The 14,280-nt window shown below is 67.9% G+C and carries 13 protein-coding genes and 2 tRNA genes; 8 read left to right on the top strand and 7 right to left on the bottom strand.

Annotated elements, in window-relative coordinates:
* Window positions 1-38 precede the first annotated feature (38 nt).
* Window positions 39-443 (top strand): YbaB/EbfC family nucleoid-associated protein, encoded by a 405-nt coding sequence (locus HC028_RS07985; RefSeq protein ID WP_168074669.1) that lies wholly within the window; start codon window positions 39-41, stop codon window positions 441-443.
* Between the two features lie 7 nt (window positions 444-450).
* Here HC028_RS07985 and HC028_RS07990 read toward each other — a convergent pair whose 3' ends face one another.
* Window positions 451-2,358: a hypothetical protein gene (locus HC028_RS07990; protein WP_168074671.1), complete on the bottom strand. Its 1,908-nt coding sequence runs from the start codon at window positions 2,356-2,358 to the stop codon at window positions 451-453.
* An 864-nt stretch (window positions 2,359-3,222) separates the two neighbouring features.
* On the opposite strand from HC028_RS07990, the gene HC028_RS07995 reads away from it, so the two are divergent.
* Together HC028_RS07995 and HC028_RS08000 are read left to right on the top strand one after the other, a co-directional pair.
* On the top strand, window positions 3,223-4,905 hold the full coding sequence (locus tag HC028_RS07995) for a hypothetical protein (protein ID WP_168074673.1): 1,683 nt from the start codon (window positions 3,223-3,225) through the stop codon (window positions 4,903-4,905).
* A gap of 88 nt (window positions 4,906-4,993) precedes the next feature.
* Window positions 4,994-6,583, top strand: a complete 1,590-nt coding sequence (locus HC028_RS08000) for a DUF2142 domain-containing protein (protein WP_168074675.1) — start codon at window positions 4,994-4,996, stop codon at window positions 6,581-6,583.
* Window positions 6,584-6,640: 57 nt separating this feature from the next.
* Here the strand turns inward: HC028_RS08000 and HC028_RS08005 are convergent, their stop codons facing one another.
* Both HC028_RS08005 and rfbA read right to left on the bottom strand, forming a co-directional pair.
* Window positions 6,641-7,243: a dTDP-4-dehydrorhamnose 3,5-epimerase family protein gene (locus tag HC028_RS08005; protein ID WP_168074677.1), complete on the bottom strand. Its 603-nt coding sequence runs from the start codon at window positions 7,241-7,243 to the stop codon at window positions 6,641-6,643.
* A complete protein-coding gene (gene rfbA, locus HC028_RS08010) occupies window positions 7,240-8,127 on the bottom strand; it encodes a glucose-1-phosphate thymidylyltransferase RfbA (protein ID WP_168074686.1) in 888 nt (295 codons plus the stop codon). The genes HC028_RS08005 and rfbA overlap by 4 nt, the downstream gene beginning before the upstream one ends.
* A gap of 103 nt (window positions 8,128-8,230) precedes the next feature.
* On the opposite strand from rfbA, the gene rfbB reads away from it, so the two are divergent.
* From rfbB to HC028_RS08035, 5 genes are read left to right on the top strand one after another with little or no spacing between them, the layout of a single operon-like run.
* A complete protein-coding gene (rfbB, locus tag HC028_RS08015; RefSeq protein ID WP_168074688.1) occupies window positions 8,231-9,214 on the top strand; it encodes a dTDP-glucose 4,6-dehydratase in 984 nt (327 codons plus the stop codon).
* A gap of 32 nt (window positions 9,215-9,246) precedes the next feature.
* Entirely contained in the window at window positions 9,247-10,101 is an 855-nt protein-coding gene (gene rfbD, locus HC028_RS08020) for a dTDP-4-dehydrorhamnose reductase (RefSeq protein WP_168075148.1), read from the top strand.
* A complete protein-coding gene (locus tag HC028_RS08025) occupies window positions 10,098-10,463 on the top strand; it encodes a DUF2304 domain-containing protein (RefSeq protein WP_168074690.1) in 366 nt (121 codons plus the stop codon). The genes rfbD and HC028_RS08025 overlap by 4 nt, the downstream gene beginning before the upstream one ends.
* A complete protein-coding gene (locus tag HC028_RS08030; protein ID WP_168074692.1) occupies window positions 10,450-11,151 on the top strand; it encodes a glycosyltransferase family 2 protein in 702 nt (233 codons plus the stop codon). Before HC028_RS08025 ends, HC028_RS08030 begins: the two co-directional genes overlap by 14 nt.
* Window positions 11,148-12,443: a lipopolysaccharide biosynthesis protein gene (locus HC028_RS08035; RefSeq protein ID WP_203981139.1), complete on the top strand. Its 1,296-nt coding sequence runs from the start codon at window positions 11,148-11,150 to the stop codon at window positions 12,441-12,443. The genes HC028_RS08030 and HC028_RS08035 overlap by 4 nt, the downstream gene beginning before the upstream one ends.
* Window positions 12,444-12,897: 454 nt before the next feature.
* Here the strand turns inward: HC028_RS08035 and HC028_RS08040 are convergent.
* The 4 genes from HC028_RS08040 to HC028_RS08050 all read right to left on the bottom strand — a co-directional run bounded on the left by HC028_RS08040 (window position 12,898) and on the right by HC028_RS08050 (window position 14,278).
* Window positions 12,898-12,973, bottom strand: a tRNA-Ala gene (locus HC028_RS08040).
* Window positions 12,974-13,044: 71 nt separating this feature from the next.
* Complete coding sequence (locus HC028_RS27460) at window positions 13,045-13,173, bottom strand: DLW-39 family protein (protein WP_239075260.1); 129 nt, start codon at window positions 13,171-13,173, stop codon at window positions 13,045-13,047.
* A gap of 1 nt (window position 13,174) precedes the next feature.
* Window positions 13,175-13,248: transfer RNA gene (locus HC028_RS08045), tRNA-Ile, on the bottom strand.
* Window positions 13,249-13,369: 121 nt separating this feature from the next.
* Window positions 13,370-14,278 carry a DUF3566 domain-containing protein gene (locus tag HC028_RS08050; RefSeq protein WP_168074694.1) on the bottom strand — a complete coding sequence of 303 codons (909 nt, stop codon included), beginning with the start codon at window positions 14,276-14,278 and terminating at the stop codon, window positions 13,370-13,372.
* Between the last annotated feature and the right edge of the window lie 2 nt (window positions 14,279-14,280).

The raw sequence follows: 14,280 nt of genomic DNA on the forward strand, positions 1-14,280 counted from the left end.
ACGGGCCGAAGAATTCGTACTGGGGGGTGATGGCGGCCATGGCGATGCCATTCAACGCTGCCGGGGAAGACGCTGACGCCTGGGTCGATTCCTGGGCGGCGAGTGTTTCGGCGCGGGCGCAGGCAGCCCAGGAGCTTTCCGAGCGGGTGTCGATGCTGTCGGTTTCGGCGGCTAGCCGCGACGGTGCCGTCGAGGTGACGGTCGCCGGTTCGGGGGTCATGACAGACCTGAAGCTCGACGACCGGGTGCGGTCCTGGCCGGCAGACCAGATCGCGGCTCAGGTGCTGGCGGTCATGCGCCGCGCGCAGGGGTCGCTGGCCGCCCGGGTCGCCGAGATCGCCGACGAGACGGTGGGGGCGGACTCCGAGACCGGACGGGCGGTCGTCGACGGCTTCGCCCGGCGATTTCCGGCGCCTCCCGACGACGAAGACCGCCAGTGCTGACACCAGGTCAGCGCAGGACGACGACCTCGACCTTGTCCGGGTAGCGGCGGGCCAGGTCCTCCGCGGCCTGCACATTGGTCGGCGCCGCAGCGGCCGAATCAGCGACGAGGAAGGGTGTGCTCCGCTCCCGTACGACGAACCGGACCCGTACCGGGCTGTCGCGTACCTTCGCCTCCAGATCCGCCAGTGTTCGGGGCCGGCTGGGCGACAAGAAGGCGTACCACGACTCGCCCTGCCGGTAGTTGCGCTGCATCACGGCGGTGAACAGGGTGGCGAAGAAGTTCGCGTACGGCGTCTGGGTCAGCACCACGTCGACCCTGCCGGCTGCGTCGGGGTAGCGGCGTACCAGGTCGACGGCCTGCTTGCCGCCTGCCGGGGAGCCCTTCTCCAGCCCGAGGCCGTACCGCAGGCCCGGACTGGTCAGCGGCCTGCTGTGCCACGGCCCGCCGGCCGCGGCGGGGACCGCGGCGATGACGAGAGCAGCGACCACCGCGACGGCGTACCGCGCCCGTCCGTCCGCCGCGATCGATCCGGGTGCGCCCAGCCGGGGCAGCAGCCGCGCCGCCGAGCCGAGGCTGACCAGGGCCACGACCAGCAGCATGTGCAGGAACTTCTCGAAGTAGTACACCGAGTGCCCGATCATCGCGTACTGGTACACGAACAGCACCGCGACCATCCCGAGCGCGACGACGAGCGCGACGACGAGCGCGCGCCGCGCCGGCGAGCGCCACCCGCCCCGGACAACCAGCCCGGCCACGGCCGCGAGCAGCACCAGCGCCAGGATCGGCCGGTCCACCGGCAGCGCTGTTCCCAGCGTCAACAGCAGGTTTGCCGCGCCGGATGGCCGGTTCTCGAACGGTGTGATGAGCAGCAGCGGGAGGAGCAGCAGGCCGACGACCGCGAGGCGGCGCGGCAGCGCGCGGCGGCGGGGCCAGGCCCACACCGCGGTGGCCACCAGCGCGTACGGCAGGAAGAGGTGGTACGCGAAGGAGATCCCGACCAGTAGCGCCGCGACGGTGGCGACGTGCTCGCCCAGGCGGGGCAGCGGGCGGGCGATCAGGGCGGTCAGCACGGCGACCAGCGCCAGGCCGAGCACCTCGTTCGGGAAGCCGCGTACGAACGCCCCGAGCAGGTCACCGAAGTAGAGCACGCTCGCGATGACGGCCAGTACCGGAAGCAGGGTGGCCGGCCCGACGCCCGGACCGGCCACCCGGCGGGCGGCCCAGAGCAACGCCAGGGCGAGGAAGAGATACGTGCCCAGGTGGCACCACAGCAGCACGTCCATCGCGCTGGCCGCGTCGGCGTTGACGGCCGACGAGCGGACGAAGCGGTCCAGTACGGCGTAGAGCAGGTGGGTACCTTGCGGGTATCCGAAGCCGTAGTCGTCGGGCGCGAACGCGGCGGCGCCGGCACGGTGCAGGAAGGCGTACCCGCCTACCTTGCCGATCACGTCGTAGAGCATGAAATGGCGGGCGATGTCCTCGCCGGTGGCGACGATGCCGATCCGGCCGCCGAGGTCACGGATGGCGAAGGGCACGACTGCCAGTACGGTGACGGCGGCGACGGCCAGCCAGGTGACGACGTCGCGGGCCGGGGTTCGTGCCGGCAGCCGCGGGCGGCGACCGGTCGCTATGGCCAGCGCGACCAGCGCCGTGAACGCACAGCCGGCGATCGGCACTGGGTGCAGATGCCAGGGCCAGAACGAGATCACCAGGCCTGCGACGCACAGCGCGCCGAAGAGTTGCGCGACCGCGAGAACCAGTCGGTCCGCCGACGTACGCCCGGCGCGCTGCACGGACATCAGTCCAGCGAGCAGCAGCGGCGGGAGTAACCAGTCGACCCGGAGAAGGTGCGTGCCGAGCGGTAGCAGCCAGGCCACGATGAAAGCGGCCGTGCCAGGCAGGAGTCGGGTCACCTTGCCGCGGCCGACGGGAGATGCCGTCGTCGCAGAGCCGGGACGGCATCCGATGGACAAATGCACCTCACATGTACTAAGCGCGTGCTACGCCGCATTGTGCAGGGAGGCGCGACCGGCACGTGCGGTCGGCACTTCTGCCTGTCGCGGCGGACGGTCGAAGCTGTCCAGATCATCCACCGAGCCGAGCTGTCCCGATTGGATCCTATTAGAAGGCGTCCATCCGAGGCGATACCGGACGTCCCAGGCGATCCGCGACGCACGTCCGTGCGCGTACCGCGCGATGTCACCGCCCGGTCGGCTGATTCGCCGGGAGCTTCCGGGCCCCTGCCGGTCGTCATCGACCACCGTGGGAGGGCCCGGTCCGCGTCTACTGGGCGTCGCGCTTCCTGCCGTCGTTGCCCTAGGGTGGGTGCCGACGCAGGCGATAAACATCACGGAAAACTGCAACCACTGTCGGGGAATTAATGACGAAGCCCCCGCTCGGACGGCCACCAACCGGGGAGCCTAGTAGCGTCACCGTACCGGCTGCATATGCGATCACGAGGCGGCCATCCGCAGTGAATGATCACCCGATGTGACGACGGGGCACCCGCGAGTAGTCGCGCCGCTAACGAACGCCGCGTGACGACGCCGCTAGGCTGACCAACGAGCCCCGTCCACACGTCTCGATTCAGGAGTTCTCCGCCGATGCAAGACCCCCAGGACATGATTCCGCGCTCGGCGAGCGAACCGCGCCAGACCGGGACTTCCGTCCAAACACAGCCGGTCACGTCGCAGAATCTCCGCTCAGCCCCACAGTCGTCCGGGAAACCGGAGATCACAAGATCACGTCGGACGCTATGGCTGGCGATCGCCCTTGTGGTGGGCTTCCTGTTGAACGTGGCGTGGCGATTGTGGCTCGTCCGCGATATCCAGGTACCCGCGGCGCACGCTGACGAGGACGGCTACCTGATCGCGGCGCGGGTGCTCGCCGGCGGCCCCGGTGGATACTCCACCGAGAACACCGAATTCCGGCGTGTCGGCTACCCCGTCCTGCTGGCGCCCGTCTACTGGTTCACGTCCGATCCGTTCCAGGTCTACCGCGGCGCGCAACTGATCAACGCTCTCATCAACTCGCTGACCTTCCCTCTTGCGTACCTGTTCGCCCGCCGAGTGTTCGGCCAGCCGCGGAACTGGTCACTGGCGTTGGGCATGCTGGTCGCATCGATGCCGGCTGTCGCCTTCTACAGCCAGTACGCCATGACCGACGCGGTGCTGGTCACCTTCGCGCTCGCCTGGCTGCTGCTGCTGCACACCTGGCTAACCGCGACCACCGTACGCGGCAGGGTGCTCGCGGCCCTCGGCGCCAGCGCCGTTGCCGGCGCCGTCTACGTCCTTCATGTCCGGGGCACCATGGTGGTCGTCATGCACCTGGTTGCCCTGGTCGCCTTCGCTGTACTGCGGCGAACCTCCTGGTGGTTGACCATCGTGGCGGCCGCCATGACAGCCGTCGCCGCCTCAGGTAACACGGTGCTGCAGAACGTACTGGGCGACGCGATCATCACCGAGGGCAACAGCCCACGTAGCCAGATGATGGCCGCGTTCACCACCCTCGATGGGGCGGTCAGGACAGTCGCGCGCGCGTTCGGCCAACTCTGGTACCTCGCCGTGGGCACCTGGGGTCTGGGCGCCATCGGTCTGGTGGCGCTGGTCCTGGCGGTATGGCCGGTGCGGGATCTGCGCCGGCGACTGGGTGAGCGGATCGAGGGCGGGCGGCTGCTGATCCTGCTCACCACCCTGGTCGCCACGGCGTTGATCGCCGTCGCGAGTTCGGCTTCCCTACCGACCAACGACCACCGGATCAACTATCACGCGTACCCCCGCTACATCCACTTCCTGTTCCCGGTCTGGCTGATGGCCGGTGTGGTCGCGCTGCGCGTGGCCGACCGGCGCCGGCTGCGGGTGCTCGCGCTCGGCGCGGCCGGGATGACGCTGTTCTCCGCCGGCGTGGTGTACCTCCGACTGCAGTTCACCAAGGCGTGGCTCTTCCTGCCGTTCGACATGCCTGAGACGACGCTCCTGAGCTGGCAGTGGGATGCGATCCGGGTTGCCCAACCGACCATCGTCGGGCTGGTACTGCTGGGGCTGCTCGTCTTCACGCTGCCCCGGTCCCGTACCGTCGCGATTGCGATGGTCGGCATCGTGGCGTTGCACGCGGCGGTGATGGTCGCCAGCGTCGAGAAGATCACCAAGCCGATGACCGTCGACCAGTACCGCGCGGACACGCCGCAGATGGTCCGCGACGCGCACCTCCGGCCGGGCGACGTAGTGACCGTGTCCACCGAGACCTTGTGGTACTTCCGCTGGAACGTGATGCGCGAGGTGTACTGGGACCGGATCTACGTGTTCAACAGCGTGACAGAGGCGCCGCAGGACGAGGCGAACATCGTCATCGGCCCGTACGGGAACACCGGCCGCCATGCGCACAACTGGGTAGGCGGACCGGAGTACCGCCTGGTGGTGGTGGATCAATACCACCACTGGGCGGTTTGGCGGAAGAACTGACGTCGACGCCGACCGAGGCATGCGACCCTCCCCGTCTTCCACGGGGAGGGTCGTTCAGTTTCTAGGGCCCAAGCCCTATCCTCCTCGGGTGGCAGTATGCGAACCGACCTCGAGTCACGGCGGCCGGCTGGCCGCGCTGGTGCGGGGTCGCCGACTGTGGTTCATCGCGTTCCTCGGCTTCTTCATGATCAGCACGGCCTGGGCTCTCGCGATGCCCTTCGGCGGCGTTCCGGACGAGGGCAACTACATCACGCGTGCGGCCGGCGCCGGTCGCGGTGAGTTTCTCGGCGAGCTCGCGTCGAGCGCCGAGGGTGCCGGCGCCTTCCACCACGTCAAGCGTGGGCTGATGGTGGACAACATGTGCTGGCAGGGAAATGCCCAGAAATCGGCGGAGTGCGGTCTGCAGCCCACCGGCAAAGACGACATTGTCCGTTTGCATACGACGGCTGGCCGCTACCCACCCGCCTACTTCGCCGCGGTGGGCTGGCCGCTTACGATCTGGCCGACCTGGACCGGCATCTGGCTGGCCCGGCTGATCGGTGCGGCCATAGCGTCGGCATTCCTGGCCTCGGCGATGTTCGCCGCCGTTCGATGGACTCGCCACCCGCTCCTACCCGCCGCGGTGATCGTCGCGGTCACTCCGATCACGCTGCACATCTCCGGCGGCGTGAACCCCAACGGCGTGGAGATCGCCGCCGGCTTGGCGTTCATGGTCGGCCTGGCGGCAATCGCGCTGGATCGCCGTCCGACCGCGCCACCAGCCGTATACACACTGATCGGCGTCTCGGCGCTGACCCTGACCGCCGTGCGTCCATTTGGTCCACTGTGGACACTGGCGATCATCGGCATCTGTTTCGTGCCGACAACCCGCAAACGGCTCCGCCGGGTCCTGACCAATCGTCGCGTGCTGGCATGGCTGGCCGCGCTCGCCGTGGTGCTCATCGCGTCGGTCACGTGGTCGATCGCGGTTGAGACCGGAAAACCGGGCTGGGTCGCTGCGATGGACATCACCCCCGAGGAGGCGCTGCGCGTCGAACTGTTCGGCCGGCTTCAGCAGTACGCGAACGAGATGGTCGGCGTCATGTCCTGGCTCGACGCGCCGCTTCCCGGCCTGGCGTACGTCGCCTGGTTCATGGCGTTCGGGCTTCTCTTCTTGGGTGGATTCGCGCTCGGCGAATGGCACTACCGGTGGCGGATCGCGGCACTGACCCTGGCGGCCTTCGGCGTGATGGTGATTCCGGATGCGCTGAACGCCCGCACGTACGGCTTCTACGCACAGGGGCGCTACGTTCTACCGATCGCGGTGGGGCTACCCATTCTGGCGGCCTACGCGCTCGGTGAACGGCGTGCCCTCGTCGGCACACAGGCTCGGTCGATCATCCGGACCTTCGCGCTGCTCCTCATCCCGATCCACTTCCTGGCCCTGTACAACACCATGCTGCGCTGGCAGTACGGGATCCGCTGGCCGAAGATCAAGGTCAACCCTTTCCACGGGGAGTGGCTGCCGCGGCTCGGTCCGGAGTTACCGCTCGCGCTGGGCGCCGTCGGCGTACTCGTGCTCCTCGTGACCGCATGGGCGGTTTCGAGCGCGGTGCACCCGGCGGAGCCGCGGACGGATGACCAGAGCGACGCCGACGACCGGGTGGCACTGGCCTCCAGCCGTGCGGCGACCGCATAAGGGAAATTGAAAGGGCGGGCCGAGGAACCCTCGGCCCGCCCTTTCAATTCGCCGCTGTCAGCCGGCGGTGCGCAGTGACTCGTAGAACTCGACGCACTGGCGGTAGTCCGGCAGGAGGCCGCTGTCTCGGGTCTCGGCAAGGCTGGGCGCGGCCGCGTCGCGCGCTGACAGTTGCGGCGCCTCGGTCGGCCACTCGATGGCCAGCTCGGGATCGAGCGGATTGATCGCACGCTCGCGGGTCGGCGCGTACGTCTCCGAGCACAGATATGCCAGCGTCGCGTCATCGGTCAACGCGCAGAACCCGTGACCCAGCCCCTCGGCGAGGTAAACCGCGTGCCGGTCGACATCGTCGAGGCGTACGCCTTCCCAACGGCCGAAGGTAGGCGAGCCGACGCGCAGGTCCACGATGACGTCGAGGACCGCGCCACGCACGCACTGAACGTACTTCGCCTGGCTCGGCGGCACGTCAGCGAAGTGGATGCCGCGAACCACGCTGGCGGCCGACACCGACAGGTTGCCCTGGGCCAGCCGCAGCGGATGCCCGACGGCCTCGGCCAGCTTGTCGTACCGGTAAAACTCGGTGAACAGGCCGCGCGGGTCGCCGTGCAGGGCCGGTACGACCTGGTAGGCGCCCTCGATCGACAGGGGAAGTATTTTCACGCCGGTCCTTCCATGAAGTACGGCCGGTCGAGGAGATCGAGAAGGTAACTGCCGTACCCACTTTTGACCAGCGGCTCAGCGAGTTCCCGCAGCTGGGCGTCATCGATGAGCCCGGCCCGCCACGCCACTTCCTCGATGCAGCCGACCTTCAGGTTCTGCCGCTCCTCGATGACCCGGACGAACTCGGCAGCCTGCACCAGGGAGTTGAACGTCCCCGTGTCCAGCCACGCCGTGCCCCGGTCCAGAACCGTCACGTGAAGTTCACCGGTGCGCAGGTAGGCATCGTTGACAGCGGTAATCTCCAGTTCACCCCGGGCGCTGGGCTTGAGGCCCCGGGCGATGTCGACCACCCGGTTGTCGTAGAAGTAGAGGCCGGGCACCGCGTACGGCGACTTCGGCTTCTCCGGCTTCTCCTCAATGGAGATGACCTGTCCGGCGCCGTCGAACTCGACCACGCCGTACTCCTGCGGATTGGACACGGCGTACGCGAAGACGCGCCCACCGCTGACGTCGGAGTTCTCCCGAAGCTGGCTGCCAAGCCCAACACCGTGGAAGATGTTGTCACCGAGGATCAACGCGACCGGGCCGTCCCCGATGAAGTCTGCGCCGAGTAGGAACGCCTGCGCGAGGCCTTCCGGGCGCTCCTGGGCGACGTACGTCAGCTTGAGCCCAACGTGTGAACCGTCACCGAGCAGCCGCTGGAACTGAAGCTGATCTTCGGGCGTGGTGATCACTAAGATCTCGGAAATGCCCGCCATCATGAGAGTGGACAGCGGGTAATAGATCATCGGCTTGTCGAATACCGGCATAAGCTGCTTCGATACGGCCTTCGTGATCGGCCAAAGCCGCGAGCCGGTGCCACCGGCGAGAACGATTCCACGCACCGCGCCAATATAAACGGCGTGGCTGACAACGCCACACCGACGGGCTACACCACATCGGCGCGGCGGCGCGTGTCTACTGACAGAGCGCTATAGTCCGGTACTCATGAGAATCCTCGTCACAGGCGGCGCCGGCTTCATCGGGTCCCACTTCGTTCGGTCGGTCCTCCAGGGCGAGCGCGATGGGATCAGCGACGCCTCGGTGACCGTTCTCGACAAGCTCACGTACTCCGGCAACCGCGCGAACCTGGACCCGGTCGCCTCCCATCCCGGCCTGACTTTCGTCGAGGGCGATATCTGTGACGAAGCCCTCGTCGACGAGCTCGTGCCCGGTCACGACGCGATCGTGCACTTCGCAGCGGAGTCGCATGTCGATCGTTCGATCGCCGGCGCCAAGCCCTTCGTGGTCACCAACGTGTTGGGAACCCAGACGTTGTTGGACGCGGCAGTACGGCACCGCACCGGCCGGTTCCTCCACGTGTCGACCGACGAGGTGTACGGCTCGATCGAATCCGGTTCGTGGTCCGAAGACTGGCCCCTGGCTCCCAACTCCCCGTACTCGGCATCCAAGGCCTCCTCCGACCTGCTCGCGCTGGCCTACAGCCGCACCCACCACTTGGACGTCGTCGTCACCCGCTGCTCGAACAACTACGGGCCGTACCAGTTCCCCGAGAAGGTCATCCCGCTGTTCGTCACCAACCTGATCGACGGGCGCAACGTTCCGCTGTACGGTGACGGCGGCAACATCCGTGACTGGCTGCACGTCGACGACCACTGCCACGGCATCGCCCTCGCCCTCACCCGCGGCCGAGCGGGCGAGGTGTACAACATCGGCGGCGGTACGGAACTGACCAACAAGGAGCTGACCGGCCTGCTCCTGGATGCTTGCGGGGTCGGCTGGGAGCGGGTCGACTACGTCGAGGACCGCAAGGCCCACGACCGGCGGTACTCGGTGGACATCACCAAGATCTCGAAGGAACTGGGCTACCAGCCACGGGTGCCCTTCGAGACCGGCCTGGCCGACACCGTCCGCTGGTACGTCGAGAATCGGTCCTGGTGGGAACCGCTGCGGGAGAAGGCTGGATTGTGAGCACACGCTGGCTGGTCACCGGCGCCGGCGGCATGCTCGGTGTCGACCTGGTGTCGGTCCTACGCCAAGCGGGTGAAGACGTCACTGGGGCCAATCGGGCAGCGCTCGACATCACCGATGCCGAGGCGCTGAAGGACGCGGTGGCCGGGTACGACGTGGTGGTGAACTCCGCGGCGTACACCGACGTGGACGGTGCCGAGACGGATGAGGACCGTGCCACGCTCATCAACGGGGTTGCCGTCGGCCACCTGGCCGCCGCGTGCGCCACCCGCGGCGCCAGGCTCATCAGCGTGTCCACGGACTACGTGCTGCCCGGCGACGCGACCGAGCCGTACGCCGAGGATGCCCCGACGGGCCCGGTCAACGCGTACGGCCGCGGCAAGCTGGTCGGTGAGCGGGCAGTCCTGTCCACCCTGCCGGACACCGGCTACATCGTTCGCACGGCCTGGCTGTACGGCGAGCACGGGCGCAACTTCGTCGCCACGATGCTGCGGCTCGCGGCTGAGCGGGACACCGTGGACGTCGTCAACGATCAGCGCGGCCAACCAACCTGGACCCGCGCGCTGGCAACACAGCTGATGGCCCTTGGCCGGGCCGCGCTGAACGGGCGCGCCGCCCCAGGCATCTACCACGGCACCGCTGCCGGTGAGGCCACCTGGCACGAACTCGCACGGACGGTTTACGCTCTCAGCGGTCTCGACCCGGACCGGGTCCGGCCGATCACCAGCGACCGTTTCCCGCGGCCGGCAACCCGTCCGAGTTACAGCGTCCTGAGTCACACCGCTTGGACAAGGGCAGGTCTGGCTTCCATGGCACCCTGGCAGGAAACGCTCGCTGATGCGCTCAACCAACCTGGGTTCGTCGCGTTGCGGAAGGCCGCCGCATGAAGCTAACCGTCCTCACCGTCATCGTGGGCCTCCTGTTATTGGTGGTCATCTTCGAACTGTTGCGGCGACGCCAACTGCGTGAGAAGTACGCCGTGCTGTGGATCGCAGTCGGGCTCAGCGTGGTTCCCCTGGCTGTGTTCCCCCGCGGCCTCGACGCCGTCGCCGGGCTGATCGGAGTCGCCTCCGGTGCCAGCCTTGTACTTTTCCTCGCCGTGCTCCTCCTCCTGCTGATCTGCACCCACCTCAGCTGGGAGGTCAGCCGCCTCGAAGAAGAGACCCGCACGCTCGCCGAGGAAATCGCCCTCGTCCGTACCCGGCTCGCCGAGCTGGATTCCAGGGAGATCAGCAATGACCAGCGATAAGCGCGTCCTGGTCATCATTCCGGCGTACAACGAGGGCGAGACTATCGGCAAGGTCATCGCCGAGGTTCGGGCCGAATTGCCGGCCTACGACGTCCTGGTGGTCGACGACGGCTCCACCGACGACACCGCCGAGGTCGCTCGCGCGGCCGGCGCGACGGTCACCGTCCTCCCGTACAACCTGGGGGTCGGTGGCGCGCGGCGACTCGGTTACCTGTACGCCCTCAGACACCAGTACGACATCGCGGTCCAAGTCGACGCGGACGGTCAGCACGACCCACGCAACGTTTCCGCCCTCGTTGCCGCCCTGGACGAAGCCGACCTGGTGATCGGTGCCCGGTTCGCCGGTGAAGGCAGCTACAGCGCCCGGGGCCCGCGTTGGTGGGCGATGTCATTGCTGTCGTTCGTGCTCAGCAAGATGGCGGGTACGAAGCTGACCGACACCACGTCGGGATTCCGGGCCTGCGGGCGGCCGTTGATCGCCGGGTATGCCCGCTGGCTACCAGTGGAGTACCTCGGCGACACCATCGACACCGCGGTGTGGGCCATCCGGCACGGCTACACCGTGAGACAGGTACCGGTGGCGATGCGCGCCCGGATGGCCGGTACCCCGAGCGCATCGCCGGTCAAGGCGGCGGTCTATCTGTTCCGCTCCATGATCACGCTACTGCTCGCGCTAGTACGCAAGTGAAACGGCTACTACAGGCGGTTCCGGCCGGCACGCTCATCGTCGGCTGTGGACTCGCTGTCCTCGGTGCCGCGTCCTACGTCCATCTAGCGGTCGCCAGCCGCGCCCTGAACCCCGTCGACTACTCCGCGGTCGGGGTGCTGTGGGCGCTGGTCTTCTCGATCGGCATCGGCCTGTTCCTGCCGGTTGAGCAGGAGGTCTCTCGCCTGGTCGCGGCCCGTTCGGTCGCCGGCGTCGGGGTCGCGCCGGTACTGCGGACCGCCGGCCTACTGGCTGGCGGCCTGCTCGCGCTGCTCCTCGCGGCGCTCGGGCTCGCGGCGGGACCGCTGGCCGGTCGCCTCTTCGAAGGCGACCGGTCGATGGTGATTGCGCTGTGCGGCGCGTTCGCCGGGCTCGCCGCCGGTTATCTGACCCGCGGCGTGTTGTCCGGGCTCGGCCGGTTCGGCTGGTACGGCACGCAGTTGGCGATCGACGGCGGCCTGCGGATCACGCTCGCCGCTGGAATGGGCCTCGCCGGCGTACGCTCACCGCTCGCGTACGCGCTGATCCTGGCCATCGCGCCACTCGTTTCGGTGGTGCTGACACTGCCTGGAGTCCTGCGTGACCTGCAGCCCGGCCCGCCTGCCGCGCTGCGGATGCTGTGCCAGGGCCTCAGCCTGCTCGTCGCCTCCAACCTGTTGATGCAGGTGATCGTCAACATTGGTGTCATCAACGTGAAGCTGCTCTCGCCAGGAGACAAGGCCTTCGCGGGATCGCTTCTGAACGCCTTGGTGCTCGCCCGGGTGCCACTGTTCGTATTCGCGTCGCTGCAGGCGTCCCTGCTCCCCGCCCTCACCCGCGCGATCGCCTCCGGTGACATTCCCACGTTCCGCCGCCTTTTCGTACGGTCGATCGGGGTCGTGTCGCTCCTGGGACTTGCCGGTGGCATCCCCGCCGTCGCGCTCGGCCCATGGCTCGTCAAGCTGTTGTTCGGCCAGACAGACGTGTTGGGACGGGCCGGCTTCGCCTGGCTCGCCGCAGGAACCTTGGCCTACATGGTGGCGAGCGTGGTCGGGCCGGCCGTCGTGGCACGGGGCCGGCACGCGGCGCAGACGCTCGGCTGGTTGGTGGGCACCGCGGTACTCGTCGCGATCACTCTCGGCCCCGGTGACATCCGGCTCCGGGTGGAGTTGGCCTTCGCGATCGGGTCGTTCGCGGTGATTCCGGTACTGGTGCCGTTCGCCTGGTCCCGCAGCGCACCGGCGGTAGCAGCGGAGCGTGAACCCGCCGCCGCGGGCGCGCGAGACGCGGACTGATCGGCTGACCGGACGTCTTCGAACAGTGCCGGACACCTTCGGACACTCGACCATCTAGGCAGCGGCTTCCGTCGTATCGAGAAGAGCCTCCGTTGGCCGGACGGCACCTCGGTGTCGTTGATGACGCGGTGGGATGTCGGTGAGGAGCAGGACCAGCGCCGCATCATCCCGAGTCAGGTCGGCTAAGACAGCTGAAGTCCGCCGACGCCGACGCTGGGGCCTGCCGGTCGGCTGGTACCCGCTCGCGTTCATCGGCGCGGCCGCGTTGCGGTCTCTCCCAGCACGTAAGCATGCGAGGTTAGCCTCTGGTGTGGCTTCGATACAGGTTGGCGCCGTCAGGGAGACGGCTGACGCACCGGGTCGACCCGCTGAGAAACAAGATCAACGCCGAGTTGTGCCGGATCTGTGCCCGACGATATCGAAGAAGAGAGAATGCCTGGTCAGAGGCCAGTGATGGTGGAAGCGAGGGGACTCGAACCCCTAACCCCCGCCTTGCAAAGGCGGTGCTCTGCCAGTTGAGCTACGCCCCCGGGTACGCCCGCGGTACCGGGTCCATTATCAGGGTGCCGCCGAGCCGACGGCAGCCGGGGACGGCAAAGAATTACCGGAGGTCGGGCGCCGTCGTGGCCTCGTGCCAGAGCGCCCGCTCCTCGTTAGCGGACCGGACCTTCTTCGCGATGACTACGGCGACACCGAGAACACCAGCGAGGACGATCAGCTTCTTCACCATGTGGGGCTAGCTGGAATCGAACCAGCGACCTCAGAGTTATCAGCTCTGCGCTCTAACCGACTGAGCTATAGCCCCGCACTCCAACGCTGCGATCCCTCGCAGCGGCGACGAGCAAGGTTACCGCATCCGACTACCGGATCCCAAACCGGGTACGCCGCACCTGATTCGAGCCGGTGGCGCGGCGTACCCAAGGATCTCATTCCTTCTCGGCCAGCGTCAGCTCAATTCCGCCTACAAGGTCCGAGCAGACGTTGTAGATGAACGCGCTGAGCGTCGCGAGGGCCGTAAAGAGCACGACGTTGACCAGACCGAGCAGCCCGGTACCGACGATGACCCCCTTGGCCGTGATCTTGAAGGTGTTCTTCGCGTCACCACCGGTGGCGCCGACCATCTCGCTGAGCGCCTTGTTGACGCTACCGACCACGCCCATGGCATCAAGTGCCATGTACAGCACAGCGGTCGCGACGACACCGACGATGAACAGCACGAACGACACCGCGAACGAGAACTTCATGACCGACCACGGGTCGACGCGCTTGAGGTAAAGCCGGGCCCGACGGGGACCCCGGCTGGCCGCTGCGGTGACGGTTGTCCGGGCACTACGGATCGCGTTACTGAACCGGCCGCCGGGGCCACTGGGCCCCGAACCACCGGATCGACCACCGATCTTGATTGGCTGCGTCACGAGTCCGCGAGCGACCGCGGCAGCGCCGCGGACACTCGCCCGGGCCACGGCGGGGGAACCGGCCCCGACCAGGGTCGGGTCGGCCGGCTTCCCCTCCGCGGAGGCGTCGCTCTCCTCGTCTGAGGACGACTGGGACGGCGGGAGGGAATCGGGCGGTGGCGCCATGCCCGGCGCCCGCGTGAACTTGGGCACGGAATCGGCGCCGGTCGCGGCCGCCTTGGCCGATCCCCGCTGGTCAGACTTCTTCCCCTCGGGTTTCTTCGCCTCAGGCTTGTCACCGGGCACCGTCGCGCGACCCACCACAGCGCCCCCAGTCTCGTCGTCGCCCGTCCTGTCCTGGTCGTCTAGGGCTTCGGATTCAGCGTCTGCCGACTTCGCGGCCGGCCCAGCCGTTCCCGACTTCGCCTGGGTTTCCGTCATTA

This window comes from Planosporangium flavigriseum (genome assembly GCF_011947225.1).
GTDB lineage: Bacteria > Actinomycetota > Actinomycetes > Mycobacteriales > Micromonosporaceae > Planosporangium > Planosporangium flavigriseum.

Excerpts from the sequence above, each read along its gene's own strand:
- rfbB (WP_168074688.1), top strand. The coding sequence starts at position 8,231 with ATGAGAATCCTCGTCACAGGCGGCGCCGGCTTCATCGGGTCCCACTTC.
- rfbD (WP_168075148.1), top strand. The coding sequence starts at position 9,247 with ATGCTCGGTGTCGACCTGGTGTCGGTCCTACGCCAAGCGGGTGAAGAC.
- HC028_RS08050 (WP_168074694.1), bottom strand. The coding sequence starts at position 14,278 with ATGACGGAAACCCAGGCGAAGTCGGGAACGGCTGGGCCGGCCGCGAAG.
- HC028_RS08025 (WP_168074690.1), top strand. The coding sequence starts at position 10,098 with ATGAAGCTAACCGTCCTCACCGTCATCGTGGGCCTCCTGTTATTGGTG.
- HC028_RS08030 (WP_168074692.1), top strand. The coding sequence starts at position 10,450 with ATGACCAGCGATAAGCGCGTCCTGGTCATCATTCCGGCGTACAACGAG.
- HC028_RS27460 (WP_239075260.1), bottom strand. The coding sequence starts at position 13,173 with ATGGTGAAGAAGCTGATCGTCCTCGCTGGTGTTCTCGGTGTCGCCGTA.
- HC028_RS07985 (WP_168074669.1), top strand. The coding sequence starts at position 39 with ATGGCGATGCCATTCAACGCTGCCGGGGAAGACGCTGACGCCTGGGTC.